This window comes from Cupriavidus sp. F041 (assembly GCF_057814235.1).
Genome location: NZ_JBVASY010000001.1, coordinates 2,686,217 through 2,708,795 on the forward strand (window position 1 = coordinate 2,686,217; position 22,579 = coordinate 2,708,795).

The window sequence follows — 22,579 nt, forward strand, 5'->3', positions numbered from 1 at the left end:
ACCATGCCACACATCAACACGGTGCTGATCGCCAACCGCGGCGAGATCGCGGCGCGCATCATCCGCACTTGCAGGCGCCTGGGCAAGCGCGCGGTGATCGTCTATCACGCGGCGGACCAGGACTCGCTCGCGGTGCGCCTGGCTGACGAGGCCTATCGCATCGACGGGCCGACGCCCGTGGCCGCCTATCTGTCGATCGATAACATGCTCGCCGCCTGCCGCGCCACCGGCGCCGATGCGGTGCATCCCGGTTTTGGCTTCCTGTCCGAGAACGCGGAATTCGCCCGCGCGCTCGACGCCGCAGGCATCCGCTTCATCGGCCCCGGCGCGAACGCCATCGATGCCATGGGCGACAAGATCCGCTCCAAGCGCCTCGCCACGCAGGCCGGGGTCAACACCATTCCCGGCTATGACGGCGAAATCCGCGATGCCGGCCACGCGCTCGACGTGGCAACCACGATCGGCTTTCCGGTCATCCTGAAGGCCAGCGCCGGCGGCGGCGGCAAGGGCATGCGCGTGATCCACGACGCGGACCCGGCAACCTGCCGTGCCGCCTTTGAGCGCACCACCAGCGAGGCGCTGGCCGCGTTCGGCGATGCGCGGGTGTTCCTCGAAAAATACATCGAGCGCCCGCGCCATATTGAGATCCAGGTCCTGGGCGACAGCCACGGCAACATCGTTCATCTCGGCGAGCGCGAATGCTCGATCCAGCGTCGCCACCAGAAGGTGATCGAGGAGGCGCCTTCGCCGTTCGTCCACGAACCGCTGCGTCAGGCAATGGGTGCCCAGGCAGTAGCGCTGGCCAAGGCGGTCGGTTATGCGTCGGCAGGTACCGTCGAGTTCGTGGTCGATACCTCTGGCGCGTTCTACTTCCTGGAAATGAACACGCGAATCCAGGTGGAGCATCCCGTCACCGAGATGATCACCGGCCTGGATATCGTCGAGCAGCAGATCCGCATTGCCGAGGGCGAGCCACTGGGCTTCCGCCAGGACGAGGTCCGGCTGAAGGGGCATGCCATCGAGTGCCGCCTGTGCGCCGAGGACGCCGAGCGCGATTTCATGCCGGCCACCGGCAAGCTGCGGGTATTTCGCCCGCCGGAGGCAGACGGCTTCCGCCTGGATGCAGGTGTGCAGGAAGGCGACACCGTGACATCGGCGTTCGATCCCATGCTGGCCAAGCTGATCGTGCGCGGCGCTAACCGTGCCGAGGCGATCGAGCGGATGCGCGCCGTGCTGGAGCAGACAGTGGCCCTCGGCGTCACCACCAACGCCGCCTACCTCGAACGCGTGCTGGCCCATCCGGAGTTCGTGGCCGGCAATACCTACACCAGCTTCCTGGAAGAGCACAAGGCGGCGCTGCAGGTGCCGGCGCCCACGCCGGAACAGGCTGACGTGGTCCTTGCCGCGGCATTGCTGACGAACCGCACACTGACTGATGCACGCTTTGCGCCGCCCGCGGTGCATGGCGCCATGCGTACCTGGAGGAACTGATGAAGCTGACAGCGGAACTAGGCGCCGGCGCGCGCCATCAGGTCGCGCTGGTGCGCGATGCCCGTGGCGGCAGGGTCGAAGTCAACGGCGTCGTATTTGACGTAGTGATGGAGAACAAGCCGGACGGCGCGCTGGGGCTCACGCTGGACGGCCACACCCATGCCGTCTGGGTCGCCCAGCATGGCGAGACTGCCTATGTGCATGTCTTCGGGCGCGCGTGGACCGTCACGCTGCGCGATCCGGTCCGGGGCGGCGGTGCGGACGCGGACGAGGGCGATATCTGCGTGGCCCCAATGCCGGGCACTGTGATCGAGGTCGCGGTCGCCGTCGGCGAGCGCGTGAGCGCGGGGCAAACCATGATCGTGATCGAGAGTATGAAAATGCAACTTAACCTGGAAGCGGCCCGCGATGGCGTGGTCGCGGAAATTCCCTGTGCAAAGGGTGACTTGTTCGAACGGGACGCGTTGCTGGTGCGGCTCGAAGCCGGGAAGGAGTAAGCATGCGCCGCATCGAATCCCGTATCAATACACGTTCCGAGAGCTTCCAGGCCAACCGTGCGCACAACCTGCGCGTGCGCGAGGAATTCCTGGCGATGATGCAGGACGTCCGCCACCACCGGCCGGAGCGCGACATCAAGCGCCTGCGCGACCAGGGCAAGCTGCTGGTGCGCGAGCGCCTGGACTTGCTGCTGGATCCCGGCACCCCGTTCCTGGAGCTGTCACCGCTCGCTGCCAATCATGCCAAGTACGACGCGCACATCAAGGGCGCCGGCGTGGTCTCCGGCATCGGCGTGGTCAACGGCCGCGAAGTCATGGTGCTGGCCAACGACAGCACCATCAAGGGTGGTGCGGTCTATCCGCTCGGCGCAAAAAAATCCATCCGCGCGCTCAAGATCGCACTGGAGAACCGTCTGCCGATCGTGCACTTGGTCGACAGTGCAGGCGCTTACCTGCCCATGCAGATGGACATCTTCCATGAGGGCGGCCATATGTTCTACAGCCAGTGCCGCCTGTCGGCCGCCGGCGTGGAACAGGTCGCCGTGGCCTTGGGTCATTGCACCGCAGGCGGAGCCTACGTCCCTACGCTGTCCGACTACTCGATCATGGTGCGCGGCTCCAGCGGCGTTTTCCTTGGCGGCCCGCCGCTGGTCAAGGCCGCCACCGGCGAAGACATCAGCGCGGCCGAACTGGGCGGCGCGGATGTGCACACGCGCATCTCGGGTACGGCCGACTACGCCGTTGACTCGGAAACCCAAGGCATCGCGCTGGCACGCGAAATCGTGGGCACGCTGCGCCGCGGTACCAAGCAGACGGTGGACAGGCGTGAGCCGGAAGCGCCCTACTACGATCCCGATGAACTCTACGGGATCATTCCCGACGACATCAAGAAGCAGTTCGACATGCGCGAGGTCATCGCCCGCCTGGTCGACGGCAGCTTGTTCCATGAATACAAGCCCGACTATGGCACCACGCTGGTGTGCGGCTACGCCTACCTGTGGGGCTACAAGATCGGCATCCTCGCCAACAATGGCGTGCTGTTCAGCGAGGCGGCGCAGAAGGCCACCAACTTCATGCAACTGTGCGACCGCGACGGCGTGCCGCTGCTGTTCCTGCACAACATCACCGGCTTCATGATCGGGCGCGACTACGAGCATCGCGGCATTACCAAGGACGGCGCCAAGATGATCATGGTCCAGAGCAATGTGCGCGTGCCCAAGTTCAGCGTCCTGTGCCATGCTTCCTTCGGCGCCGGCAACTACGGCATGGCCGGGCGCGGCTACGATCCGCGCTTCCTGTTCGCCTGGCCGCATTCGCAGTGCGCGACCATGGGTGCGGAGCAGGCCGCCAAGACGCTCTCGCAGATCAAGATCGCCGCGCTCGCACGCGAAGGAAAACTGCCCGATCCCGCCGAGATCCAGGCCATCCATGAGCAGATCCACCACGACTTCACCCGTAGCAACAGCGTGTACTACCAGACCTCCGAGTTGCGCGACGACGGCGTGCTCGATATGGTCGATACGCGTAATGCGCTGGGGGTCGCGCTGTCAGCCTCGCTCAACGCGCCGTTCGGCGAGCGGCAGCAAGGCATTCTGCGCATCTGAAGTGAATTCACCAGGACAGGAGACCCGATGACGACTTCGACTTCACAGTTCGAACTCTCCACCGAGCAGCGAGAAATCTACGAACAGGCCTTCCGCTTTGCCAAGGCGGAGCTGGCGCCGTTGCTGCCACGCATGGACGACGAGGATTGGTATCCCGAGCAACTGATGCCCATGCTCGGCAAGGCCGGCTATCTCGGCATCACTGCGCCACCGGAGTACGGCGGGTCCGGCATGGACCTGTTCTCCGCCGGCATGGTGGCGGAGGCGTTCGGCTACTGGAACGCCAACGCCAGTTTCATCTGGGGGCCGCACGAAAACCTCTGCCTCAACAACATCCTGCGTAACGGCAACGCAGAGCAGAAGCAGCGCTACCTGCCGCACTTGTGCTCGGGCGAATGGGTGGGGGCGTTGGCGCTGACCGAACCGGGCGCGGGCTCGGACGCGCTTGACGGCATGCGCACCACGGCCCGCCGCGATGGCGACAACTACGTGCTCAACGGCCGCAAGATGTTCATCTCGAACGGCCCGGTGGCCGACGTCATTCTGGTCTACGCCAAGACCGATCCTGCGCTGGGCGCCAAGGGCATCTCGGCCTTTATCGTGGAACAGGATGCTCCCGGCTTCAGCGTGGCGCAGAAGCTGGTCAAGATGGGCTGGCGCGGCTGCCCCACCGGCGAACTGGTGTTCGACGAATGCCGGGTGCCGGCCCGCAACCTGATCGGCAGCGAGCATCGCGGCGTGGCGGTGGTGATGAGCGGGCTCGATCTCGAGCGGGCCTTCCTGGCCATGCCATGCATCGGCTCGGCGCAGCGCTGCCTGGACCTGTCGCTCGACTATGCCAACACACGGCAGCAGTTCGGCAAGCCGATCGGTTCGTTCCAGATGGTGCAGGCGATGCTGGCCGACATGTACACCGAACTGGAGGCGGCGCGTGCGCTGGCCTATCGCGCGCTGATGGCGTGCAACGTGCTGGAGCAAGGCGGCGGCGGGCGGGGCGACTTGCACAAGCTGTGCGCGGCGTCGATCCTGCGGGTCGGGGAGATGCTGCTCCATGTGACCGACAAGGCAGTGCAGATCCACGGCGGCACCGGCTTCATCTGGGAGACCGAGGTCAACCGGCACTACCGCAACGCCAAGCTCGCCACCATCGGCGGCGGCACCAGCGAGGTCCGCCGCATGATCATCGCTGAAGAATTGCTGCGCGCCGCCCGCTGACCCGCACCCGTAACCGTAACCAGCCGCTTTCGACAGGACATTGCCATGAACGTATCCTTTGACTTCGCCGGCCGCCACGTCTTCGTGTTCGGCGGCACCACCGGCATCAACCTCGGCATTGCCCATGCCTTCGCCCAGCACGGCGCCAATGTGACCGTGGCCAGCCGCAAGCAGGAAAACGTGGATGCCGCAGTCGCCGCGTTGGCGGCGTACGGCGCCGGGGTGCTCGGCGTAACGGCCGACGTGCGCGACTTCGATGCAGTAGGCCGCGCCTTCGCGGCCGCGCACGCCCGCTTCGGCAAGATCGACGTGCTGGTCTCCGGAGCCGCCGGCAACTTCCTGGCCGAGCTCAACCAGCTCTCGTCCAACGGCTTCAAGGTGGTGGTCGATATCGACCTCAATGGCACCTTCCACGTGATGCGCCAGGCCTTCCCGTACCTGGTCAGTCCCGGCGCCTCGGTCATCAATATCACCGCGCCGCAGGGCGCGATCCCGATCCGCTACCAGGCCCATGTGTGCGCGGCCAAGGCCGGGGTGGACCAGCTCACCCGCGTGCTGGCGATGGAGTGGGGCGCCGCCGGCGTGCGGGTGAATGCCATCTCGCCGGGGCCCATCGCCGACACCGAAGGCATGCGCCGGCTCTCGCCGCAGGGCACGGAGGGCGGGGCGTTGGTGCAGGGGATGGTGCCGTTGGGGCGGCTGGGCACCAGCGAGGACATCGCCAACCTCGCCATGTTCCTCGGCTCGTCCGCGGCGTCGTTCATCTCGGGCGCGATCATCCCGTGCGATGGCGGCGGCGCCATCGACAGCGTCAAGCCGATGATCGAGGCTGCGGCCAGGGAGCAGGCGGCGCGCCCGGCCGGCTGATTCCGCCGGGAGCGGGACACTACAACATCAAAAGGAGACAAGCATGCAAGTACCGCAAGCATCGGCAGTGAGCCGCCGCATCCGACGCGTGGCGCTGGGCGATCTGCTGTATCGTACGGCCGCCAAGTTCGGAGACCGCCCCGCCGTGGTCGATGGCGAGCAACGCCTGAGCTATGCCGAGATGGATGCACTTAGCTCGCGGTTCGCCCACTACCTGATCGAGGCGCATGGCAGCGGGGTCCAGGTCGCCACCCTGTGCGCCAACTCGGCCGACATGGTGGTTGCCATCAACGGCATCCATAAATCGGCCAATGTCTGGGTACCGGTCAATATCCAGCTCGACCCTGCGCAGATCGCCTACATCCTGCGCCATGCCGAGGTCTCATGCATCATCGCCGATGCGGCCCTATGCCGGCGGCCGCAGATGGCGGCGTTGCTGCAAGAGCTGGGGCTGCCCATAGTGGTCACCATGGGCAGCGAGCCGAACCCGACAGGCGCGACGCTGGCAGAGTTGGCAAACGGCTACCCCATCGTGCTGCCAGCGGTGGACATCGACGGCGACCAGCCCGCGCTGATCATGTACACCAGCGGCACGACCGGCAATCCAAAGGGCGTGGTGCATACGCATGCCTCGGTCTACAGCGCGGTGATCGGCAACCTTTCGACCTTTGCGTTTACTGCACAGGACGTGGTGACGGGGATTCTGCCGCTGTTTCACTGTGGGCAGCACGTGGTGGCTGCGGCGGCCTGTGCTGCCGGCGCCTGCATCGTGATGAGCCGGGGTTTCCAGCCGGGTCTCGTCATCGACAGTGTCATCAAGGAGCGAATCTCCGTGCTGGTGGGCCTGCCGATGATGTATGCGGCAATCCTGTCCGATGCCAAAGCCGCGACGGCGGATTTCTCGTCGCTACGCCTCTGTATCTACGCCATGGCGCCGATGCCGCGTCCGCTGGTGGAAAAAATCGCGTCGGTGATTAGCCCCAACATCATGCTGGTCACGGGGCAGACCGAGATTTACCCGGTCACGATGAGCTTCCGTCCGGTAGAGCATCCGGCGCGCGATGCGAACTATTGGGGGGTCTCCACGGTGGTTTCCGAGACCGCCATCATGAATGACGACGGCAGGGTCCTCGAGCCCGGCGAGGTCGGCGAGATCGTGCACCGTGGCCCGAACGTCATGCTTGGCTACTTCAAGGATCCCGCGGCGACCGAAGCGGTCCAGCAATTCGGTTGGCACCATACGGGCGATCTTGGCATGATCGACGAGGGCGGGCAGTTGCTTTTCCTTGATCGCAAGAAGGACATGATCAAGACCGGTGGCGAGAACGTGGCCAGTATCAAGGTCGAGTCCGCCATTCTGGCGCACCCCGCCGTGGCGGCAGTAGCGGTGGTTGGCTTGCCCCATCCTCACTGGAGCGAGGCCATCTGCGCCTTTGTGGTGCTGAAGCCCGGTGCGGACTGCAGCGAGGCCGCGCTGACCGAATACTGCCGCACCAGCCTCGGAAAGTTCGAGGTGCCGAAGGCGGTTAAGTTCATCGACGCGCTGCCGCATACCGCCACTGGCAAGATCCAGAAGCACGTGCTGCGCAAGCAGTATGTGGACTGCTTCGCGGTAGCTGAGTGCTAACTGGCCCACGGCGGGCTGGGCATTTTTTAGTCGAGGAGCATCATGATCGGCAGAAAGGATCTGGGCCATCCCGATAGCGCAGCGCTCGTGGAACTGAGGGCGCTGCGCACGGAAATCCGCCGCACCAGCCGGCAGGCAAATCTGCAGGCTGTGTGCGCGGGCTGCTGGGGTAGCGATGCCTACAAGGCAGCGCTGGTAGCAGTGTTCGACGGCTGGATCGTCGGCAGCAGCGGGCAACGACAGCTAGTGCGCTTCGCCTCGGCGGCCGAGATGGGCCTGCTGCTCGAGCGGCACGTGGACCGCTGCCGCGCCACCGCCATGCAGTCCGGCCACAAGGTGTTGCGCGTGCTGTACTGGACGGTCATGCGGCGCTGGAGCACTCGCCCGCGCGTGCGCGCCGGCGAGGGTCAGGTGCCGAAGCCGGTTGCCCGGGCGATTAGCGCGCCGGCGGCGCAGCCGGCGATATGCGTGGAGTGCGCGGACCTGCTGCGAGACCCGCGGCGCGCGTCCGGCCATCCCGGGCTGCATCCGGTCTCCGTTGTCTCGCGCCAGCGCTACTCTCCGCATATTGTGTTGCTGTTGTGCGAACACCGTTGCCGCACCTGCGAAGCGCGATGGACGATGCGCAGCCACGCTGCCGATCCGTTTGTCGGCTGGACCCTGCGCCGCGGCGAGCAGGCATCCGAAGCTCCGGCCCCGGGTGCCGCCTTCGGTGCCGCGGCAGGCGAGGTGGTTCAGCGAGAAGCGATGCAGCCGGGGCAGGATGGGCACCTGCTGGCAACAAGGCTGGCAGGGCAAGACCAGGCGCCAGTGCTGAAATCAGCCTGACGAAGGTGCGAGGGTAAGCCCGCAGTGAGGTGGCCGGCCCGGGACGGCGCCGGTCGCGGCGCGGTCAAACGGACGCTGTGTTGACAAGAGCCGACGAAGGCTCAAGGTGTATTGGTGGCGGGCCCTTGCGCGAGCATTGAAGGGTGAAACGCAGCGCTACGTTTCCGCAAGCTTCGCCCCCTGCTGCTTGGCAGCGCTTGCCGCTCAGACATGCCAGCCCTGCCACCGCGCCGGGCTCGATTCTTTTACGTATCTATCATCGCCAGGAGGACCGCATGACCGCCAACCCGTCTCCCGCCACCATTGGTGCCGCCCTGCGCCAGGCTAGCCAGCAATGGGGCCAGCGCACAGCCTATCTGTGCGAGCAGCAGGCGCACAGTTTCGCCGAGGCCGAGGCCGCTTCCGCACGGCTTGCCTGCGGCCTGCTTGGGCTTGGGCTTAAGCGCGGCGATCGCATTGGCGTGATCGCTCTGAACCAGATCGAGTGGCTGCAGTTGTTCTTCGCCGCGACACGCATCGGGATCGCGGTGGTGGGCCTGAGCGTGCGCTATCGCGACAACGAGATCGAGCACATGGTGAACGACAGCGCGGTCAAGGCAGTCTTCACGGTGCAGGAGTGCGAGGGCTTCGACTTCCTCGCCATACTGGAGCGGCTGGCACCGCGCATGCCCGGCATGCAGCACGTGGGGCTGATCGACGCACCGCCATCGCCCGAAACAGGCGCATTGCGGCTTTCGGCACTGGCTGCTACCGCGCCGGATGGCGCCGCGTTGGCTCGCGCCGAGGCTCAGGTCGAGCCGGCGGACCTGGCTATGGTGATCTACACATCGGGCACCACCGGACGGCCAAAGGGGGCCGGCCTATCGCATCGCAGCATGCTGGCGGCCGCATTGGCCCAGGCACGCCATGTGCGCATGACCGAGGCCGACCATATCCAATTGGCCCTGCCCTTCAACCATGTGGGAGGCATCACCTGTGGGGTGCTGACCTTCTTGCTGAGCGGCGGCGCCTGCGAACTTGTGCCGGCTTTCAAGGCCGACCTGATGCTCGCCATGATGCGCCAGCATCCGCCCACGATTCTCTCGGGCGTGCCAACCATGGCCACGCTGCTGTTGATGCACCCGGATGCAGCCGAGGTGGACTTCTCTTCGATCCGGCTGGTGCTCGTGGGCGGTGCCACTGCGGATGCCGTGTTGCTCGAGCAACTGCAGGCGCGCATGCCGCAGGCTTCAGTCATGAACCTATACGGCATGTCGGAAACGTCGGGGGCGATTGTCATGACACCCTGGGAAGCCGAGCGGGAGGATCTGATGCAATCGATCGGCCGTATCCTTGATACCGCGGCGATGCGCGTGGTCACGCGCGACGGCGAGAACGCGGTCGCGTGCGAGATTGGCGAGCTCTGGTTTCGCGGGGCGGGTGTCTGCGCGGGCTATGTGGGCGGCGCGGCCGGGGCCGATGGCTTTGACGCGCAAGGATGGCTGCACTCGGGTGACTTGGGCTACGTGGATGAGCGCGGCTTTATCTACCTGAAGGGCCGAAAGAAGGACATGTATATCCAGGGCGGCTTCAACGTCTATCCGGCCGAGATCGAAGGGGTGATCGCGCGGCACCCCGCCGTCATGATGGTTGCCGGCATTGGCGTGCCCGACCCGGTGATGGGTGAGATCGGGCGTTACTACATCGTGCCAAAACCCGGTTGCCAGGTCACGCAGGAGGAAATCCGCGTCTATTGCGCGACCCGCCTGGCCGACTACAAGGTGCCGCGCCAGGTGGTACTGCGGGACACGCTACCGCTGACGCCCGCTGGCAAGATCCACAAGGCGGTATTGCGCGCCGAGAGCGGAGCGAACCTCCCTTCGCTGCCTTCCTAGCCCGCGTGGGTGTCGGCATGGCACCCATAGCTGCATACGCAAGGGATAGTATCTTTCCTAAGCGTTGACTGTCAGAAGGCCGGCCGGATCCCAGTTGTGGCTCGTATGGGCGAATGAGCCAGATGGGTGGAAACTACGCGTTCGAGACACAAGAAGCCGACGTTCGGAAAGGTCGGCTGTCGCGTAGGCGCATAGGACCGCTTTGGCCGAACTTCGGCCGTTGGCGCGGGCCGGCACGAACGGCTGTTCCTGGCCGGGGAGAGGCATCTGCCGCCTTATCGGGCAAGGGCGGCTTATCGGCCATTCCGGGCGTTCGACACGCTGAGGCGAGGCAATCGGTTGAACGTCCGCTCTATGTGTCCAACGATGCCCGCTGCCGTTTGCACAGCCCTCGCGGGTGCCCGATCACCGACTGCAAGCTGCCGGATTGGCGCTTCACGGCCTACTTGCCGCTGCGCTTGCCGCCGATGCCGACCTTGCCGCGCCCGACCTTCCGATGCGGTAAACAGGGGCGCAGCCTCTTTCTGGAACTAGCCGTCAATGTGACGTGCTCCGCAGGATAGCGGCTTGTTCTATGCAGCGCGACCTGGTAGGCGGGATGGCCCGGATCTATGCGCTTGATAGCTGACATGATTGGCACCTCCTCAAAGGATTCTGGTCCGAAAAGGTACGGCGATTATGCCGCCTTCCCGAACACGCCATGCGCTCGTTCTGGTGGATGCCGGCAATGTCGAGCGGCCGCCGCCGGCAAGCCCGATGCGCCAGCGTACGGCCCTACCGGCTCTGCCATCGGTGACATTAATACGGTCTATACGACTCCGAAAGCAATACTTTGGAATTTTCCCTGGATTGCACCAGCCGAGACGTCGCAAGCAAATGGCAACACAGGCGTCAGTTCAATCGCAACACGTCTGCGCGGAGCCCGCCACATTAGAGCTGTTGAAACGTAACACTTGTGGTGCTGCATATAGGAACTTGATCTCCCACAGCCACCATGACGCACGACTACAAGCGCAACGGCACGACCACGCTGTTTGCCGACGGGGCTTTTTTCTTTTTGGGCATCCGGAATGCTCACAGAATACCCTGGTCGGGCGTCGATCGGCGTGCGGCGTCGACAGCAATCGATACTCCCTCCGTATCATCGCAGACCCAATCAGTATTGGACGAAGCCAGCCAGCCGCCCATACGATGCATGCGCATTGTCGACCAATACGAACGAGGACAGCGCCAACCCAGCACAGAGGTCGCCCTCTCGGTGACCCCGGAGGCACCAAAAAATACCCCGTCCCCCCTACCTAATCTACTGAACAAGCATGAACAAGCCTTGCATCATTTCTGTTGCGATCACGGGATCACTGCCGCGCAAGAAAGACAATCCGGCTGTGCCGATCACGGTGAACGAGCAGGTGGAATCGACCCAGGCGGCATTCGAAGTCGGGGCGACCCTGGTTCATCTCCACGTACGCAACGATGACGAAACTCCCACGTCAAATCCCGATCGTTTCGCCCTGGTGCTGGAAGGCATTCGCAAGCACGCGCCGGGCATGATCACCCAGGTGTCCACCGGTGGTCGCTCTGGGGCCGGCAATGAGAGAGGTGCCATGCTATCCCTGCGGCCTGACATGGCATCCTTGGCAACCGGCTCGGTCAATTTCCCGACCCGGGTCTATGACAATCCGCCGGACCTGGTCGACTGGCTCGCCGCCGAAATGAAAACCTACGGCATCAAGCCCGAAGTCGAGGCCTTTGACCTGTCGATGATCTTCCAGGCGGCAGCTATGCAGGCGGCGGGCGCGATCGTCGGTCCCCTGCACATCCAGTTTGTCATGGGCATCAAGAACGCAATGCCTGTCGATCGCGAAGTGCTTGACTTCTACGTTCGTACCCTCAAGCGCCTTTCGCCCGATGCTACATGGACAGGCGCCGGCATCGGTCGCAATCAACTGACGATGGCTCGCTGGTCTCTCGAACTCGGGGGGCACTGCCGCACCGGGCTTGAAGACAATGTGCGGATGGACAAGAATACGCTCGCCCCGTCCAATGCCGCGCTTGTGCGCCAGGTTGCCGAGCTTTGCGAGGAGTATGGTCGCCCCGTCGCGACCGCAGCCCAGGCTCGCGAGATCCTGAATCTGAGCTGAACAGCATTCCCACATCGCTCACGACAACACCAACCCCAAGCCGTTCATCTGGACCAAGAGCGCGCGCGACATCCTACGGAAAGTCATTCGCGCCAACCGCCGATTAAGTTCCAAACAGAATGGAACGCTGCACTGGAAGAGGTTGCCGGCATCATTGGTTGCCTCGGCCTTCTTCGTGCGCGGCTACATCGGCGCCGGCTCGGCCTTCATCTGGTCCGCGGGCCGATCGCTGGTCGCAAATCGATGAGCAACAAAAAGCACCGTATACAGGTGCTCGGCGATTTCAGCCCTAGACGCGTCCGAACCGGGTCAGCGTTCCTGATCCGGTTCGGGCTTGCAGGTTGCCGGCCTGCCACGACCACGTTCCATCCAGGAAGGCATGATCGTCTCGCTGACCTACCTTCGCTTTGCTATAGCGTGTCTCAGTCAGCACTTAAATTATAGGGCAGCCGATGGGTGGGTCAACCCGAACCCGGCTTTGCGGCCGTGCGACAGCGACATAGGGTGGCTCAAATGAAAGAAAGCCCTGGCAAGGTAGCCAGGGCGTAAACGGGGAAGCGACAGACCTTGGTGAGATGTAAAGTGATGTATAAGTAACGTTCGTGCAGCGGGACTAGCAGACCTTGTGCTCTCTCGTCCGAAGGCGCCGTCGCGGCAGGTCTGCCAGTCGAGGCGTGCATGGGATAGCGACGCGAATTCGTTGGACTGCTCCTTACCGGTTGCTCACTGGCTCTTGCCGACCCGTTGCCGTCGTTCGCCCCAGCACGGCTCCGGCGTCAGCTTCCGAAGTACAGCGGTCATTCAGCGCTTCGTCACAGCCGGTAAATCATCGGCCGACACGCATAGGGTAGCGCCCGGTGCGGCCCCGATTCGCCGTGTCGTGTCGCGCGGCCCCTAGCGCAGGGGACGTTGCCGGCGCATTTCGTGCGAGTCTAGACAGAATGCTGCCTCTGTCCAATCTCCCGGCATGCCGGCCGCGGCCTGATCCCGAATTCGAGTTCCACCCAATTCGCCGTCATCGCCGGGCCCTGTCGGCTCAGGCCCGCGAGGCGCTTGCGTTGGGACTGCCGCTCGTCGCCGATCAGCGGTAAGCGGTTGGCAACGCGCTCGATGAGTTGCTTGGCGGTGCTCTTCTCGCTCGCGTAATCCTGTGGCTCGCCGGCCAGGAGCTTGTTGAGAGAAGCATGCAGGTAGTCGATGCCACCGTCGTCGACCAAGCGTTCGATGAGGGCGCAAGCGTGGCCAATGCCCAGCCCGCCTTTGCCGGGCAGCTTCCGGATGGAAGGATCGCTTCGACCACCGCACGTGGCGCGGGATGAAATTCCTTGATGGGGTTGGGGTAAAGCATTGGCTAACCGTCGCGGCTTACCTCAGAATTGCTGGCTTAGTGCTGCGCCACCTCGTTGGCGTCATCCCGAACTGTGCCTCGAACCAACGTACGAACGAGCCATAAGCGGAGTAGCCAAGCGACTCGGCAATGCGTCCCAGCGAGTAGCTTCTGTTGTCCATATAGTGGATCACGAGATCGCGCCGTACGCCATTGACCATGTCTGAGAAGACCTTTCCAGCGCCTTCGAGCTGGCGCTGCAGTGTACGCACGTTCATCCCCAGCCCCTTTGCGACCTGCTCAATCGTCGCGCGCCCTGCCGGAAGCATCAGATAGATCGCCTTGCGCACCTCGAGCACAATTGACGGCTCGTTAGCCCCCGGCAGACCTTCAAGCAAGCGTTGCGCATGGCGTGCCATGGTGGGTTCAGCAATGGGGTTGGGAAAGTCCAGGTCGGCGGAGCGGCAAATCAAGCCATTGAAAGCGCTTGCGAACTCCAGCTTCCCGCCGAAGATACGGCGGTGCAGCCGCAGATCAGGTGGAGCGTCATGGGTGAAATTAACACCAAGGGGCTGCCAGGAACTGCCCAGCAGCGTGCTGAACATGCGTGACATTGCGCCCAGTGCCAGCTCAATAGACTGTATAGACGGCCCGGCGTCATCCGCGACGACGTCCTCCCGCACGATCACCTTCTTGCCGGTCTCCTCGATCCGGATGACCAGGAACTCATTCATCAGGTGCCGATACTGAACCAAGGTGCCAACCGCGTCGCGCAGGGTCCTTTGATGGGTGAGCAACACGCTCACGACACCGAGATCGGACAGTTGCCACAGGTCGGCCATACGCAGCCCAAATGTCGGGCATTGCGTGATTCGCGCTGACTCTTCCAACAAGGTAACGGCAGCACTCCCGGAAATCCAGTGTTCCGGGTCCGCAAGCATCTCTCTGGTCAGCCCCAGTTTGCGCAGCAACGGCTGCGGTTCAAGGCCCAACTGCTGCGCAACCTTGAAATAGTTTGCCATCACGCCAGTACGAATCAGTGTGCCCATCGCTGCTTTCTCAGTCAGTGTGTAGCTCGGATCCGTTCGCTCCGGGGAAACCCGAGTATCACGTCATTCTGTCATGAAATGAGATACAGATGTCGTTAAATGAGAGAAAACTGACGGCCCAGGATTATTAGACTGTTTCGTAATTCGACGACGAACGGAACACATTTGCCATGGCAGCACCGCAAAACAAGGTCATAGTCACCTGCGCTGTAACGGGCGCCATTCATACGCCAACGATGTCTCCCTACCTGCCCCTCACGGCCGAAGACATCTCGCGCGAAGCAATCGAAGCGGCCCAGGCCGGCGCCTCGATCGTCCATCTGCATGCGCGCAAGCCCGGGAATGGCCAGCCGTCCCAGGATCCTGCGCTCTTCCGGGAATTCCTCCCGGAGATCGCCGCGCGTTCCGACGTGGTCATCAACCTTACGACGGGCGGCGCACCCAACATGCTCGTCGAGGAACGGCTGCAACCGGCGCTGCAACTCAAGCCCGAAGTCGCCTCGCTGAACATGGGGTCGATGAACTTCGGGCTGTACCCGATGCTCGCCAGGCACAAGACGTTCAAGTACGACTGGGAACGTCCTTACCTCGAGGGCTCGGAAGACCGCGTCTTCAGAAACACGTTCAAGGAGATTCGCTACATCCTGGAGTCGTGTGCCGACAATGGGACTCGCTTCGAGATCGAATGCTACGACACCAGCCATCTCTACACGGCGGCTCACTTCATTGACCGTGGCATCCTCAAGCCGCCGTTCTTCATCCAGTCCGTTTTCGGGCTGCTCGGCGGCATCGGCACGCACCCCGATGACGTCATGCATATGCGCCGTACCGCTGAGCGGCTGTTCGGCAAGGACTACTTCTGGTCCGTGCTGGGTGCCGGCCGCAGCCAGATGCCGATTGCCTCCATGGCGGCTGCAATGGGCGGAAACGTCCGCGTGGGCCTGGAGGACTCGCTTTGGGATGGCCCGGGCCGGCTGTCGACCAGCAACGCCAATCAGGTCAGGCACATCGTCGGGATCCTGAAATCCCTGAATCTGGAGGTGGCCACGCCGGACGAGACGCGCGACATGCTCCAACTGAAGGGCAAGCATGCTGTTGCATTCTGATTTCTCCCGATCGCCTTAAGTCAATTGATGCTCGACCCGGCCACAACAATTCGTTGCGGCCTCGATAACTAACGTCCTTATCAAGGAGAACGATATGCAATTCCTGGATGATTCGCTGCACCCGGAGACTATGGACAAGGTGGTTATTACCGTGGCCCCGTACGGTCCGGAGTGGATGCCGGAAGATTTCCCGGAAGACATCCCGGTGACCATGGAAGAGCAGATCCAGAAGGCGGTGGATTGCTATGAAGCCGGCGCCAGCGTGCTGCACCTGCACGTGCGCGAGCCGGATGGCAAGGGCTCCAAACGCCTGTCCATGTTCAATGAACTGATCGCCGGCGTGCGCAAGGTGGTGCCGGACATGATCATTCAGGTCGGCGGCTCGATTTCCTTTGCGCCGGAAGACGAAGGCCAGGCTGCCAAATGGCTGTCGGACGATACCCGCCACGCACTGGCCGAACTCGACCCGAAGCCGGACCAGGTGACGGTAGCGCTCAACACCATCCAGATGAACATCATGGAGTTGATCTATCCGGAATTTTATGAAGGCACGTCCCTCGCCAATCCGGCCATGTACGACGCCTACCGTGAAATGATCGTTCCGGCCGGCCCGACCTGGGCGGAAGAGCACTTGCGCCGCCTGCAAAAAGCCGGCATCCAGCCGCACTTTCAGTTGGTCGGCATGCATGCGCTCGAAACGCTGGACCGCATGGTGCGCAAGGGTATCTACACCGGCCCGCTGAATCTGACCTGCATCGGCATCGGTGGTGGCCACCATGGCCCACATCCGTACAACTTGTTCGACTTCATCCAACGTGCACCGGACGGCTGCACCATTACCGCCGAATCGTTGTTCAAGAACGTACTTCCGTGGAACACGATAGGGTTGGCGCTGGGTATGCATGTGCGCTGCGGCATTGAAGACACCCTCATCGATCAGCATGGCGAGCGCTTCACCTCGGTGCAGCAGATTCAGCAGATCGTGCGTATCGCCAAGGAACTGGGCCGCGAGATCGCCAATGGCAAGGAAGCGCGAGAAATCTACCGTATCGGCACCTGGTACAACGATGTCGATGAAACTCTGGCCGCCAACGGCATGACTCCGAACCGCAAGCCGGGCGTCAGAAACGTGCCGCTGCGCGGCGTGGCCTGAGTCAACTACCACCGGCAAAGCCGGTGGCTGGGGATGATGAGCGCCTCGAAGGCGCTCATAAGACCGTGAGCCGCCCTGGGCAGCAGGCTTCTCTATCGCCATCTGTCGTGCAACTCATCTTCCTCCTCTGGTTCGTGATACAGGCTCGCATCGTGTGCTCGTCCACGCCGCCTCCAGCCTGAATCACTGAAATCCGATCTGTTTGTTTTTTTCAAATTAGGAGCGTGTAATGACTCATGCTGTCGTTCTTGTTACTGGAGCCACGTCCGGAATTGGCTACGCAACCGCTCTTGCATTTGGTCGCGAGGGCGCTCGGCTGGTTTGCACCGGCCGCAATGTCGCTGCCGGAGCCACGCTTGTGGCCCAACTCCGGGAACTGGGCGCTGAGGCCGAGTTTGTGCCCGCTGACATAAGTAATGAGGAGCAAGTCCGCCAACTCGTCGATCACACCGTTTCCCGCTTTGGCCGGCTCGATGTTGCAGTGAACAGTGCAGGGACCGAAGGAACGCCAGGATCGATCGTTGACCAGACTGTCGAATCCTATTCAACGACCTTCGACGCGAATGTCCTGGGTACGTTTCTCAGCATGAAGCACGAGTTGCGCGTGATGCTGGAGCAGAAGCAGGGTGTGGTTATCAACCTGTCCTCCACGATGGGAAGCCGCGGCAATGCGCAGAATCCGATGTACGTGGCGAGCAAGCACGCGATCGAGGGCCTTACCAAGGCTGCAGCACTAGAGGCAGCCAGGTCGAATGTGCGAGTGAATGCTGTTGCTCCTGGCCCTATCGACACCGGGATGCTGGACCGCATCGCGGGTGGCGCCGAAAGGATCGCGACAGTTGCCGCGACAATCCCGTCGGGTCGCATCGGCACCCCGGAGGAGGTCGCCGACGCCATTGTCTTCCTCGCGTCCGATCGATCCACATACATCACCGGTCAGATCCTCGGGGTTAATGGCGGCAAGACAGCGATGTAGTCAGCGACCGGCTGCCCAACGCCCACCTTCCTGCACAGATGGCTTTGCCTGAAAGACCGTTTGCTGAGCTCCGCGCTTCGGCCTGGTCGTAGCTCGTGATTGCCCCCTGGCGAAGGCCTGAGGATTTTCCAGCCTGAAGCCGAAGCGACCGTCCTGTGGAACTCTCCCAAGGAGCGGTCAGGAACCAATTGAACGTATGAATTTCCAGGAGACATGAAATGGCAAAAGCAATTCGCTTTTACGAGACAGGCAGCGCTGATGTCCTCAAACTCGAGTCCGTGGAGGTCGGTGAGCCAGGCCCGGGCCAGGCTCGTGTAAGGCACACCTATATCGCCGTCAACTTCATCGACATTTACTTCCGGACCGGCCACTATCCCCTGGCGCTACCGAACGGCCTGGGCTCCGATGCAGTGGGCGTTGTCGAGGCCGTCGGCCCCGACGTGACCGACATCCGCGTCGGCGACCGTGTCGGTTATCTGCTGGGACCGCAGGGCGCCTATTCGGACGTGCGGGTCATGCCGGCCGAGTGGCTGATTCCACTCCCGGATGGTGTCTCCGACCGCACCGCGTCAACGCTCATCATGAAGGGCATGACGGCGCAGTACCTGTTCCGCCAGGTTTACCCCCTCAAGGGTGGGGAGACCATCCTGTATCACGCCGCCGCAGGCGGTGTGGGCCTGATTGCCTGCCAGTGGGCGCGCGCGCTTGGTGTAAACATGATCGGCACCGTCAGCACCGACGAGAAGGCTGAAATCGCGAAGGCCAATGGCTGCACGCACAGCATCGTGACGTCGCGCGAGAACATCGTGGACCGCGTAATGGAGATCACCGACGGAAAGAAGGTGGCGGTTGTCTTCGACTCGGTGGGCAAATCAACGCTGGATGCGTCGCTTTCCTGTCTGCAGGTACGCGGCACCCTCGTCAGCAATGGCACGACGTCCGGGCCAGTGGAGATCGACAGCAGAACGCTGGCGGCCAAGGGTTCGCTGTGGGTGACGCGTCCGGCCATGGTGCACTACGCGACGCCACGCTCGCACATGCTGTCGATGGCCAACGAGGTGTTCGACATGGTGATGTCAGGAAAGATCACCAGTGAACCGAAGCAAACCTTCGCGCTGGAGGATGCCGCACAGGCACATCGAGCGCTCGAATCCAGACAGACGAGCGGCGCGACGGTACTGGTGCCGTAACGCTGCTTACTAACCGCGAGTGAGGCGTTCATCCGCTCGCCATCGAACGGCTGCGCGTTGAACGCCTGCAATATTTCCGCAATCGACGGCGTTGTCGCTTGGAGCGCCTCGCTCAGCATGGCTGACGAACGCGACGGCTTCATTTGCTGGCGATGCATCAGCAAGTCCACATAGCTGGACGTTCCAGAACGGAGACACAGATGTCAGATCGAGTTGCTGCTTTTCGCGTGCGCCGGGTCGTCGCGGCAACGGTCATGGCCCTCGCCATGCCCGCTGCCATGGCGTGGACCAACAAACCTGTGCGGATGCTGGTGCCGGCGCCCGCCGGCGGCACAATGGATGTGATAGCCCGCATGCTGTCCGAACAACTTACGGCGGACCTGGGCCAGCCCGTGATTGTCGACAACAGGCCAGGCGCAGGGGGCGCCATCGCGATCGGCGCAATGCTGGCGGCACCTCCCGATGGTCAGACCATCCTGGTTTCGGCCACCAATGTGCTCGCAGAGATCCCGCACGTGATGAAGGTTTCCTACGATCCGATGAAGGATGTGAAGCCTGTGGCCGCCGTGGTCAAGTCGAGCCTGCTGCTGGTTGCATCGCCGAACCTGCCGGCAAGGGATCTGCCGGGCTTGATCAGCTATGTGAAAGCTCATCCGGGCAACCTGAGCTTTGCTACATACGGCCCAGGGACGGCTTCCCAGTATGCCGGCATGATCATGAACCAGAAGGCGGGGATAGATCTGCAACACATTCCGTTTCCGGGATCCCCGCCGGCACTGACGCAGGTGATGGGCGGACAGATCGCTGTGATGTACGACGGCATGGTGACCTCGTTGCCATACCTCCAGGCAGGCAAGTTGCGCGCATTTGCATTGGCCGCGAAGCAGCGGTCACCGATGCTCCCGCAGGTGCCCACATTCGCCGAGTTGGGATATCCGGAGGTTGATTTCAGCAACTGGACCGGCGTGTTCGTATCGTCCAAGGTGCCGGAAGACCTGACCGAGAAGATTCGAGCTGCTGTCTACAAGGTAGCCTCGAGAGCCGGAGTACAGGAACGGATTACCGCACTGGGGTTTGAAGCGCTGCCGGCGCAGAACGGTCGCCAACTCAGCCAGGACCTGCATGCTGATTTCAATCGCAATGCCGGTATCGTGAAGACCTTCCACATTCAGCCCTGATGCCGTCCGCTCGGACAATGCCCGGGCTGTTTCGCAGAAAGGCTTCCATACCCAATTAATCATGCGTCTCGAACAACTTACCTGCTCCATTGGCGCCGAGCTGAAGGGCGTCAGCCTGGCCGATGCAATCCATGATGATGGGCTGTTCGCCGGCATCCGCGAGGCATTGCTCAAGCATCGCGTGCTGTTTGCGCGCGACCAGGACATCACGGCCGCCGAGCACGTGGCCTTTGCTCGCCGTTTCGGTGAACTGGAGGATCATCCGGTAACGGGCAGCGACCCCGAGCATCCGGGACTGGTACAGATCTACAAGACCCCCGAGGAGCCGGTCCAGCGATACGAGAATGCCTGGCACACGGATGCCACCTGGCGCGAGGCGCCACCGCTTGCCAGCATCCTGCGCTGCCGGGAATGTCCGCGTGTCGGCGGCGACACCATGTGGGCCAACATGGTGCTCGCGTATGAGAACCTGCCGGGCCATATCAAGGAACAGATCGCGGACCTCCGTGCGCGCCACAGCATCGAGGCCAGCTTCGGCGCAGCCATGCCAAGCGAGAAGCGCCTGGCGCTGAGGGCCCAGTTCCCGGACGCAGAGCATCCGGTCGTCCGCATCCATCCGGAGACTGGCGAGAAAGTGCTCTTCGTCAATGGCTTTACCACTCACTTCACCAATTTCCATACGCCTGACCACGTGCGTTTTGGGCAAGACTACAACCCTGGAGGCGCTGATCTGCTGCGCTACCTCGTCACCCAGGCCTTCATTCCTGAGCATCAGGTGCGCTGGCGCTGGACAAAGAACAGCGTGGCGATCTGGGACAACCGCTCGACCCAGCATTACGCCGTCATGGACTATCCACCGTGCCATCGCAGGATGGATCGTGCCACGGTCGTGGGAGACCGCCCGTTCTGAACCATGCCGTTGGCCGGCGTATGCGTTCGTGATCGCGGGCTATCGGCCTGCCTCGCATACGGCGCCGGTCGAGCCTGCGAGGTGGCACAAATTGGGGAGTCGACGTTCAGGGAGGCCCTCTCCGAAGGGACGGCGCGCCGGATGCATTCATTCCATTATCAACACCGGGGGTAACTTCGGCAAGCAGTTGGGGCGAGTGACGTAGCGGTTGATGCTCAAAAAAAACATATCAAGCAATAAACCATGGAGGGGAGCAAGTAATGAGGAAGACGATTTTGGCCCTGTCCGCAGTCTGCGCATGTGGAGCAGCCGAAGCGCAATCCAGCGTGACGTTGTATGGCGTAGTCGACGTCAACATCGAGTACGTCAACCATGTCGGTGTGGTGCCGCAGGCAAGTAACAACTTCAATTCGGGCCGGGGCAAGAGGGTCTTTCGCGAAGACGCCGGCGGATACTCCGGCTCGCGCTGGGGCCTTCGCGGCACGGATGACCTGGGCGGCGGGATGAAGTCGATCTTCGTTCTGGAAAGCGGCTTCAATAGCGATACCGGCACCATGCAACAAGGCGGCCGCCTGTTTGGACGCCAGGCCTTTGTTGGCCTTGAAACACCCCAATTTGGCCAGTTCACCTTCGGTCGGCAATACCATTCGTTGTTCGCTACGATGGCGAACTTTGTCCCGGCTCGATATGCGACCCAGTATGAGCCCGTTGGCGTGATTGCTGGTGCCAACTTCCGCGAGGACAATACGGCGAAGTATACCGGCGTGTTCGGGGGGCTCACGGCCATTGCACACTGGTCGTTCGGCGTAGGCACGGTGCTTCCGCAAGTCAACCCCAACGTTCCGGCTGCTGGTGGCAATGGTGAAGTGCCAGGGCAGTTCCGCCGCGACACGGGCTACGGTGCGGGGCTGAGCTATCTTGCCGGGCCGTTCGGGGTGGGCATTGGCTATGACCAATGGAATCCGACGATCGGGACTGGCAACGGTGCCTTCAAGAAGGCCGCTGTCATGGCCAGCTATGCCATCAATGGCACTGCGAAGGTGATGGGCGGTTATCGCTGGGGACAGAACAAGGATCAAAACGGTACCGTAGTTCTTCGTGATGATTTCTACTGGGTTGGCGCTCAATACCGGTTTTCGACGGCGCTCGATTTCACGCTCGAGTATGACTATCAGAACGTAAAGAGCCTTGGAGGTAATCCCAACCTGGCCAATCCCTGGCAGATTGCCCTGATTACCGACTACGCGTTCTCGAAGCGTACTGACGTCTATTTGACCATGGCCTATTCGAAGAACGCTGGCTTGGCCATGGATTCGGCAGCTAGCAACTTCGCCACCAGTCTTTCGTTGAATAGTTACGCTCTCCCCAGTGGCCAAACGTCGATGTTTGGCGCGGCTGTGGGTATCCGCCACGTGTTCTGAGGACCTCCTGCAGGGGGCCCGCTACTCGCTGGTGGCGAGTGGCGGGATGGGTCGGCCCCTGCTGCAAGGCTTTCGCCGCGCGGCCGCCCCAACCTCATGAAGTGCCGATTCTTTGGAGAAAAATA

19 protein-coding genes are annotated in these 22,579 nt (G+C 62.6%); 16 read left to right on the forward strand and 3 right to left on the reverse strand.

The window, feature by feature from the left end; all coding sequences use genetic code 11:
- Window positions 1-3 precede the first annotated feature (3 nt).
- From ACZY0R_RS12245 to ACZY0R_RS12280, 8 genes are all read left to right on the forward strand, one after another.
- Window positions 4-1,491, forward strand: coding sequence for an acetyl-CoA carboxylase biotin carboxylase subunit (locus ACZY0R_RS12245; RefSeq protein ID WP_488858619.1), 1,488 nt, complete (start codon window positions 4-6; stop codon window positions 1,489-1,491).
- Window positions 1,491-1,988, forward strand: coding sequence for an acyl-CoA carboxylase biotin carboxyl carrier protein subunit (locus ACZY0R_RS12250; protein WP_488858620.1), 498 nt, complete (start codon window positions 1,491-1,493; stop codon window positions 1,986-1,988). The genes ACZY0R_RS12245 and ACZY0R_RS12250 overlap by 1 nt, the downstream gene beginning before the upstream one ends.
- A gap of 2 nt (window positions 1,989-1,990) precedes the next feature.
- A complete protein-coding gene (locus tag ACZY0R_RS12255; protein ID WP_488858622.1) occupies window positions 1,991-3,592 on the forward strand; it encodes an acyl-CoA carboxylase subunit beta in 1,602 nt (533 codons plus the stop codon).
- Between the two features lie 27 nt (window positions 3,593-3,619).
- Window positions 3,620-4,807 carry an acyl-CoA dehydrogenase family protein gene (locus tag ACZY0R_RS12260; protein ID WP_488858624.1) on the forward strand — a complete coding sequence of 396 codons (1,188 nt, stop codon included), beginning with the start codon at window positions 3,620-3,622 and terminating at the stop codon, window positions 4,805-4,807.
- A gap of 45 nt (window positions 4,808-4,852) precedes the next feature.
- Entirely contained in the window at window positions 4,853-5,674 is an 822-nt protein-coding gene (locus ACZY0R_RS12265) for an SDR family oxidoreductase (protein WP_488858626.1), read from the forward strand.
- Window positions 5,675-5,717: 43 nt separating this feature from the next.
- Window positions 5,718-7,301 (forward strand): class I adenylate-forming enzyme family protein, encoded by a 1,584-nt coding sequence (locus ACZY0R_RS12270; RefSeq protein WP_488858628.1) that lies wholly within the window; start codon window positions 5,718-5,720, stop codon window positions 7,299-7,301.
- 42 nt (window positions 7,302-7,343) lie between these two features.
- Window positions 7,344-8,129: a hypothetical protein gene (locus ACZY0R_RS12275; RefSeq protein WP_488858629.1), complete on the forward strand. Its 786-nt coding sequence runs from the start codon at window positions 7,344-7,346 to the stop codon at window positions 8,127-8,129.
- Window positions 8,130-8,404: 275 nt separating this feature from the next.
- Window positions 8,405-10,003, forward strand: a complete 1,599-nt coding sequence (locus tag ACZY0R_RS12280) for a class I adenylate-forming enzyme family protein (RefSeq protein ID WP_488858630.1) — start codon at window positions 8,405-8,407, stop codon at window positions 10,001-10,003.
- Between the two features lie 442 nt (window positions 10,004-10,445).
- Here ACZY0R_RS12280 and ACZY0R_RS12285 read toward each other — a convergent pair whose 3' ends face one another.
- Complete coding sequence (locus ACZY0R_RS12285; RefSeq protein WP_488858631.1) at window positions 10,446-10,634, reverse strand: hypothetical protein; 189 nt, start codon at window positions 10,632-10,634, stop codon at window positions 10,446-10,448.
- Window positions 10,635-11,319: 685 nt separating this feature from the next.
- Here ACZY0R_RS12285 and ACZY0R_RS12290 point away from each other — a divergent pair.
- Entirely contained in the window at window positions 11,320-12,144 is an 825-nt protein-coding gene (locus ACZY0R_RS12290) for a 3-oxoadipate:acetyl-CoA acetyltransferase (RefSeq protein ID WP_488858633.1), read from the forward strand.
- A 932-nt stretch (window positions 12,145-13,076) separates the two neighbouring features.
- On the opposite strand, the gene ACZY0R_RS12295 is transcribed toward ACZY0R_RS12290, so the two are convergent.
- Entirely contained in the window at window positions 13,077-13,361 is a 285-nt protein-coding gene (locus ACZY0R_RS12295; protein ID WP_488858634.1) for a hypothetical protein, read from the reverse strand.
- Window positions 13,362-13,509: 148 nt separating this feature from the next.
- Entirely contained in the window at window positions 13,510-14,520 is a 1,011-nt protein-coding gene (locus ACZY0R_RS12300; protein WP_488858635.1) for an AraC family transcriptional regulator, read from the reverse strand.
- Between the two features lie 170 nt (window positions 14,521-14,690).
- Here ACZY0R_RS12300 and kce point away from each other — a divergent pair, with 170 nt between their 5' ends.
- The 7 genes from kce (at window position 14,691) to ACZY0R_RS12335 (ending at window position 22,454) form a co-directional block, all read left to right on the forward strand.
- Entirely contained in the window at window positions 14,691-15,626 is a 936-nt protein-coding gene (gene kce / locus ACZY0R_RS12305) for a 3,5-dioxohexanoate:acetyl-CoA acetone transferase (protein WP_488858637.1), read from the forward strand.
- A gap of 94 nt (window positions 15,627-15,720) precedes the next feature.
- The gene (locus ACZY0R_RS12310; protein ID WP_488858638.1) at window positions 15,721-16,779 is read left to right on the forward strand and encodes a beta-keto acid cleavage family enzyme; all 1,059 of its coding nucleotides are present in this window, start codon (window positions 15,721-15,723) and stop codon (window positions 16,777-16,779) included.
- A 229-nt stretch (window positions 16,780-17,008) separates the two neighbouring features.
- The gene (locus ACZY0R_RS12315; RefSeq protein WP_488858639.1) at window positions 17,009-17,755 is read left to right on the forward strand and encodes an SDR family NAD(P)-dependent oxidoreductase; all 747 of its coding nucleotides are present in this window, start codon (window positions 17,009-17,011) and stop codon (window positions 17,753-17,755) included.
- A gap of 218 nt (window positions 17,756-17,973) precedes the next feature.
- Window positions 17,974-18,945, forward strand: coding sequence for a quinone oxidoreductase family protein (locus ACZY0R_RS12320; protein ID WP_488858640.1), 972 nt, complete (start codon window positions 17,974-17,976; stop codon window positions 18,943-18,945).
- Window positions 18,946-19,145: 200 nt separating this feature from the next.
- Window positions 19,146-20,123: a tripartite tricarboxylate transporter substrate binding protein gene (locus ACZY0R_RS12325; protein ID WP_488859663.1), complete on the forward strand. Its 978-nt coding sequence runs from the start codon at window positions 19,146-19,148 to the stop codon at window positions 20,121-20,123.
- Window positions 20,124-20,184: 61 nt separating this feature from the next.
- Window positions 20,185-21,033: a TauD/TfdA dioxygenase family protein gene (locus ACZY0R_RS12330; RefSeq protein ID WP_488858641.1), complete on the forward strand. Its 849-nt coding sequence runs from the start codon at window positions 20,185-20,187 to the stop codon at window positions 21,031-21,033.
- Window positions 21,034-21,293: 260 nt separating this feature from the next.
- Complete coding sequence (locus tag ACZY0R_RS12335) at window positions 21,294-22,454, forward strand: porin (protein ID WP_488858642.1); 1,161 nt, start codon at window positions 21,294-21,296, stop codon at window positions 22,452-22,454.
- Window positions 22,455-22,579 lie beyond the last annotated feature (125 nt).

Coding starts and splice junctions, on each gene's coding strand:
- ACZY0R_RS12245 (WP_488858619.1), top strand. CDS start 4: ATGCCACACATCAACACGGTGCTGATCGCCAACCGCGGCGAGATCGCG.
- ACZY0R_RS12250 (WP_488858620.1), top strand. CDS start 1,491: ATGAAGCTGACAGCGGAACTAGGCGCCGGCGCGCGCCATCAGGTCGCG.
- ACZY0R_RS12255 (WP_488858622.1), top strand. CDS start 1,991: ATGCGCCGCATCGAATCCCGTATCAATACACGTTCCGAGAGCTTCCAG.
- ACZY0R_RS12260 (WP_488858624.1), top strand. CDS start 3,620: ATGACGACTTCGACTTCACAGTTCGAACTCTCCACCGAGCAGCGAGAA.
- ACZY0R_RS12265 (WP_488858626.1), top strand. CDS start 4,853: ATGAACGTATCCTTTGACTTCGCCGGCCGCCACGTCTTCGTGTTCGGC.
- ACZY0R_RS12270 (WP_488858628.1), top strand. CDS start 5,718: ATGCAAGTACCGCAAGCATCGGCAGTGAGCCGCCGCATCCGACGCGTG.
- ACZY0R_RS12275 (WP_488858629.1), top strand. CDS start 7,344: ATGATCGGCAGAAAGGATCTGGGCCATCCCGATAGCGCAGCGCTCGTG.
- ACZY0R_RS12280 (WP_488858630.1), top strand. CDS start 8,405: ATGACCGCCAACCCGTCTCCCGCCACCATTGGTGCCGCCCTGCGCCAG.
- ACZY0R_RS12285 (WP_488858631.1), bottom strand. CDS start 10,634: ATGTCAGCTATCAAGCGCATAGATCCGGGCCATCCCGCCTACCAGGTC.
- ACZY0R_RS12290 (WP_488858633.1), top strand. CDS start 11,320: ATGAACAAGCCTTGCATCATTTCTGTTGCGATCACGGGATCACTGCCG.
- ACZY0R_RS12300 (WP_488858635.1), bottom strand. CDS start 14,520: ATGGGCACACTGATTCGTACTGGCGTGATGGCAAACTATTTCAAGGTT.
- kce (WP_488858637.1), top strand. CDS start 14,691: ATGGCAGCACCGCAAAACAAGGTCATAGTCACCTGCGCTGTAACGGGC.
- ACZY0R_RS12310 (WP_488858638.1), top strand. CDS start 15,721: ATGCAATTCCTGGATGATTCGCTGCACCCGGAGACTATGGACAAGGTG.
- ACZY0R_RS12315 (WP_488858639.1), top strand. CDS start 17,009: ATGACTCATGCTGTCGTTCTTGTTACTGGAGCCACGTCCGGAATTGGC.
- ACZY0R_RS12320 (WP_488858640.1), top strand. CDS start 17,974: ATGGCAAAAGCAATTCGCTTTTACGAGACAGGCAGCGCTGATGTCCTC.
- ACZY0R_RS12325 (WP_488859663.1), top strand. CDS start 19,146: ATGTCAGATCGAGTTGCTGCTTTTCGCGTGCGCCGGGTCGTCGCGGCA.
- ACZY0R_RS12330 (WP_488858641.1), top strand. CDS start 20,185: ATGCGTCTCGAACAACTTACCTGCTCCATTGGCGCCGAGCTGAAGGGC.
- ACZY0R_RS12335 (WP_488858642.1), top strand. CDS start 21,294: ATGAGGAAGACGATTTTGGCCCTGTCCGCAGTCTGCGCATGTGGAGCA.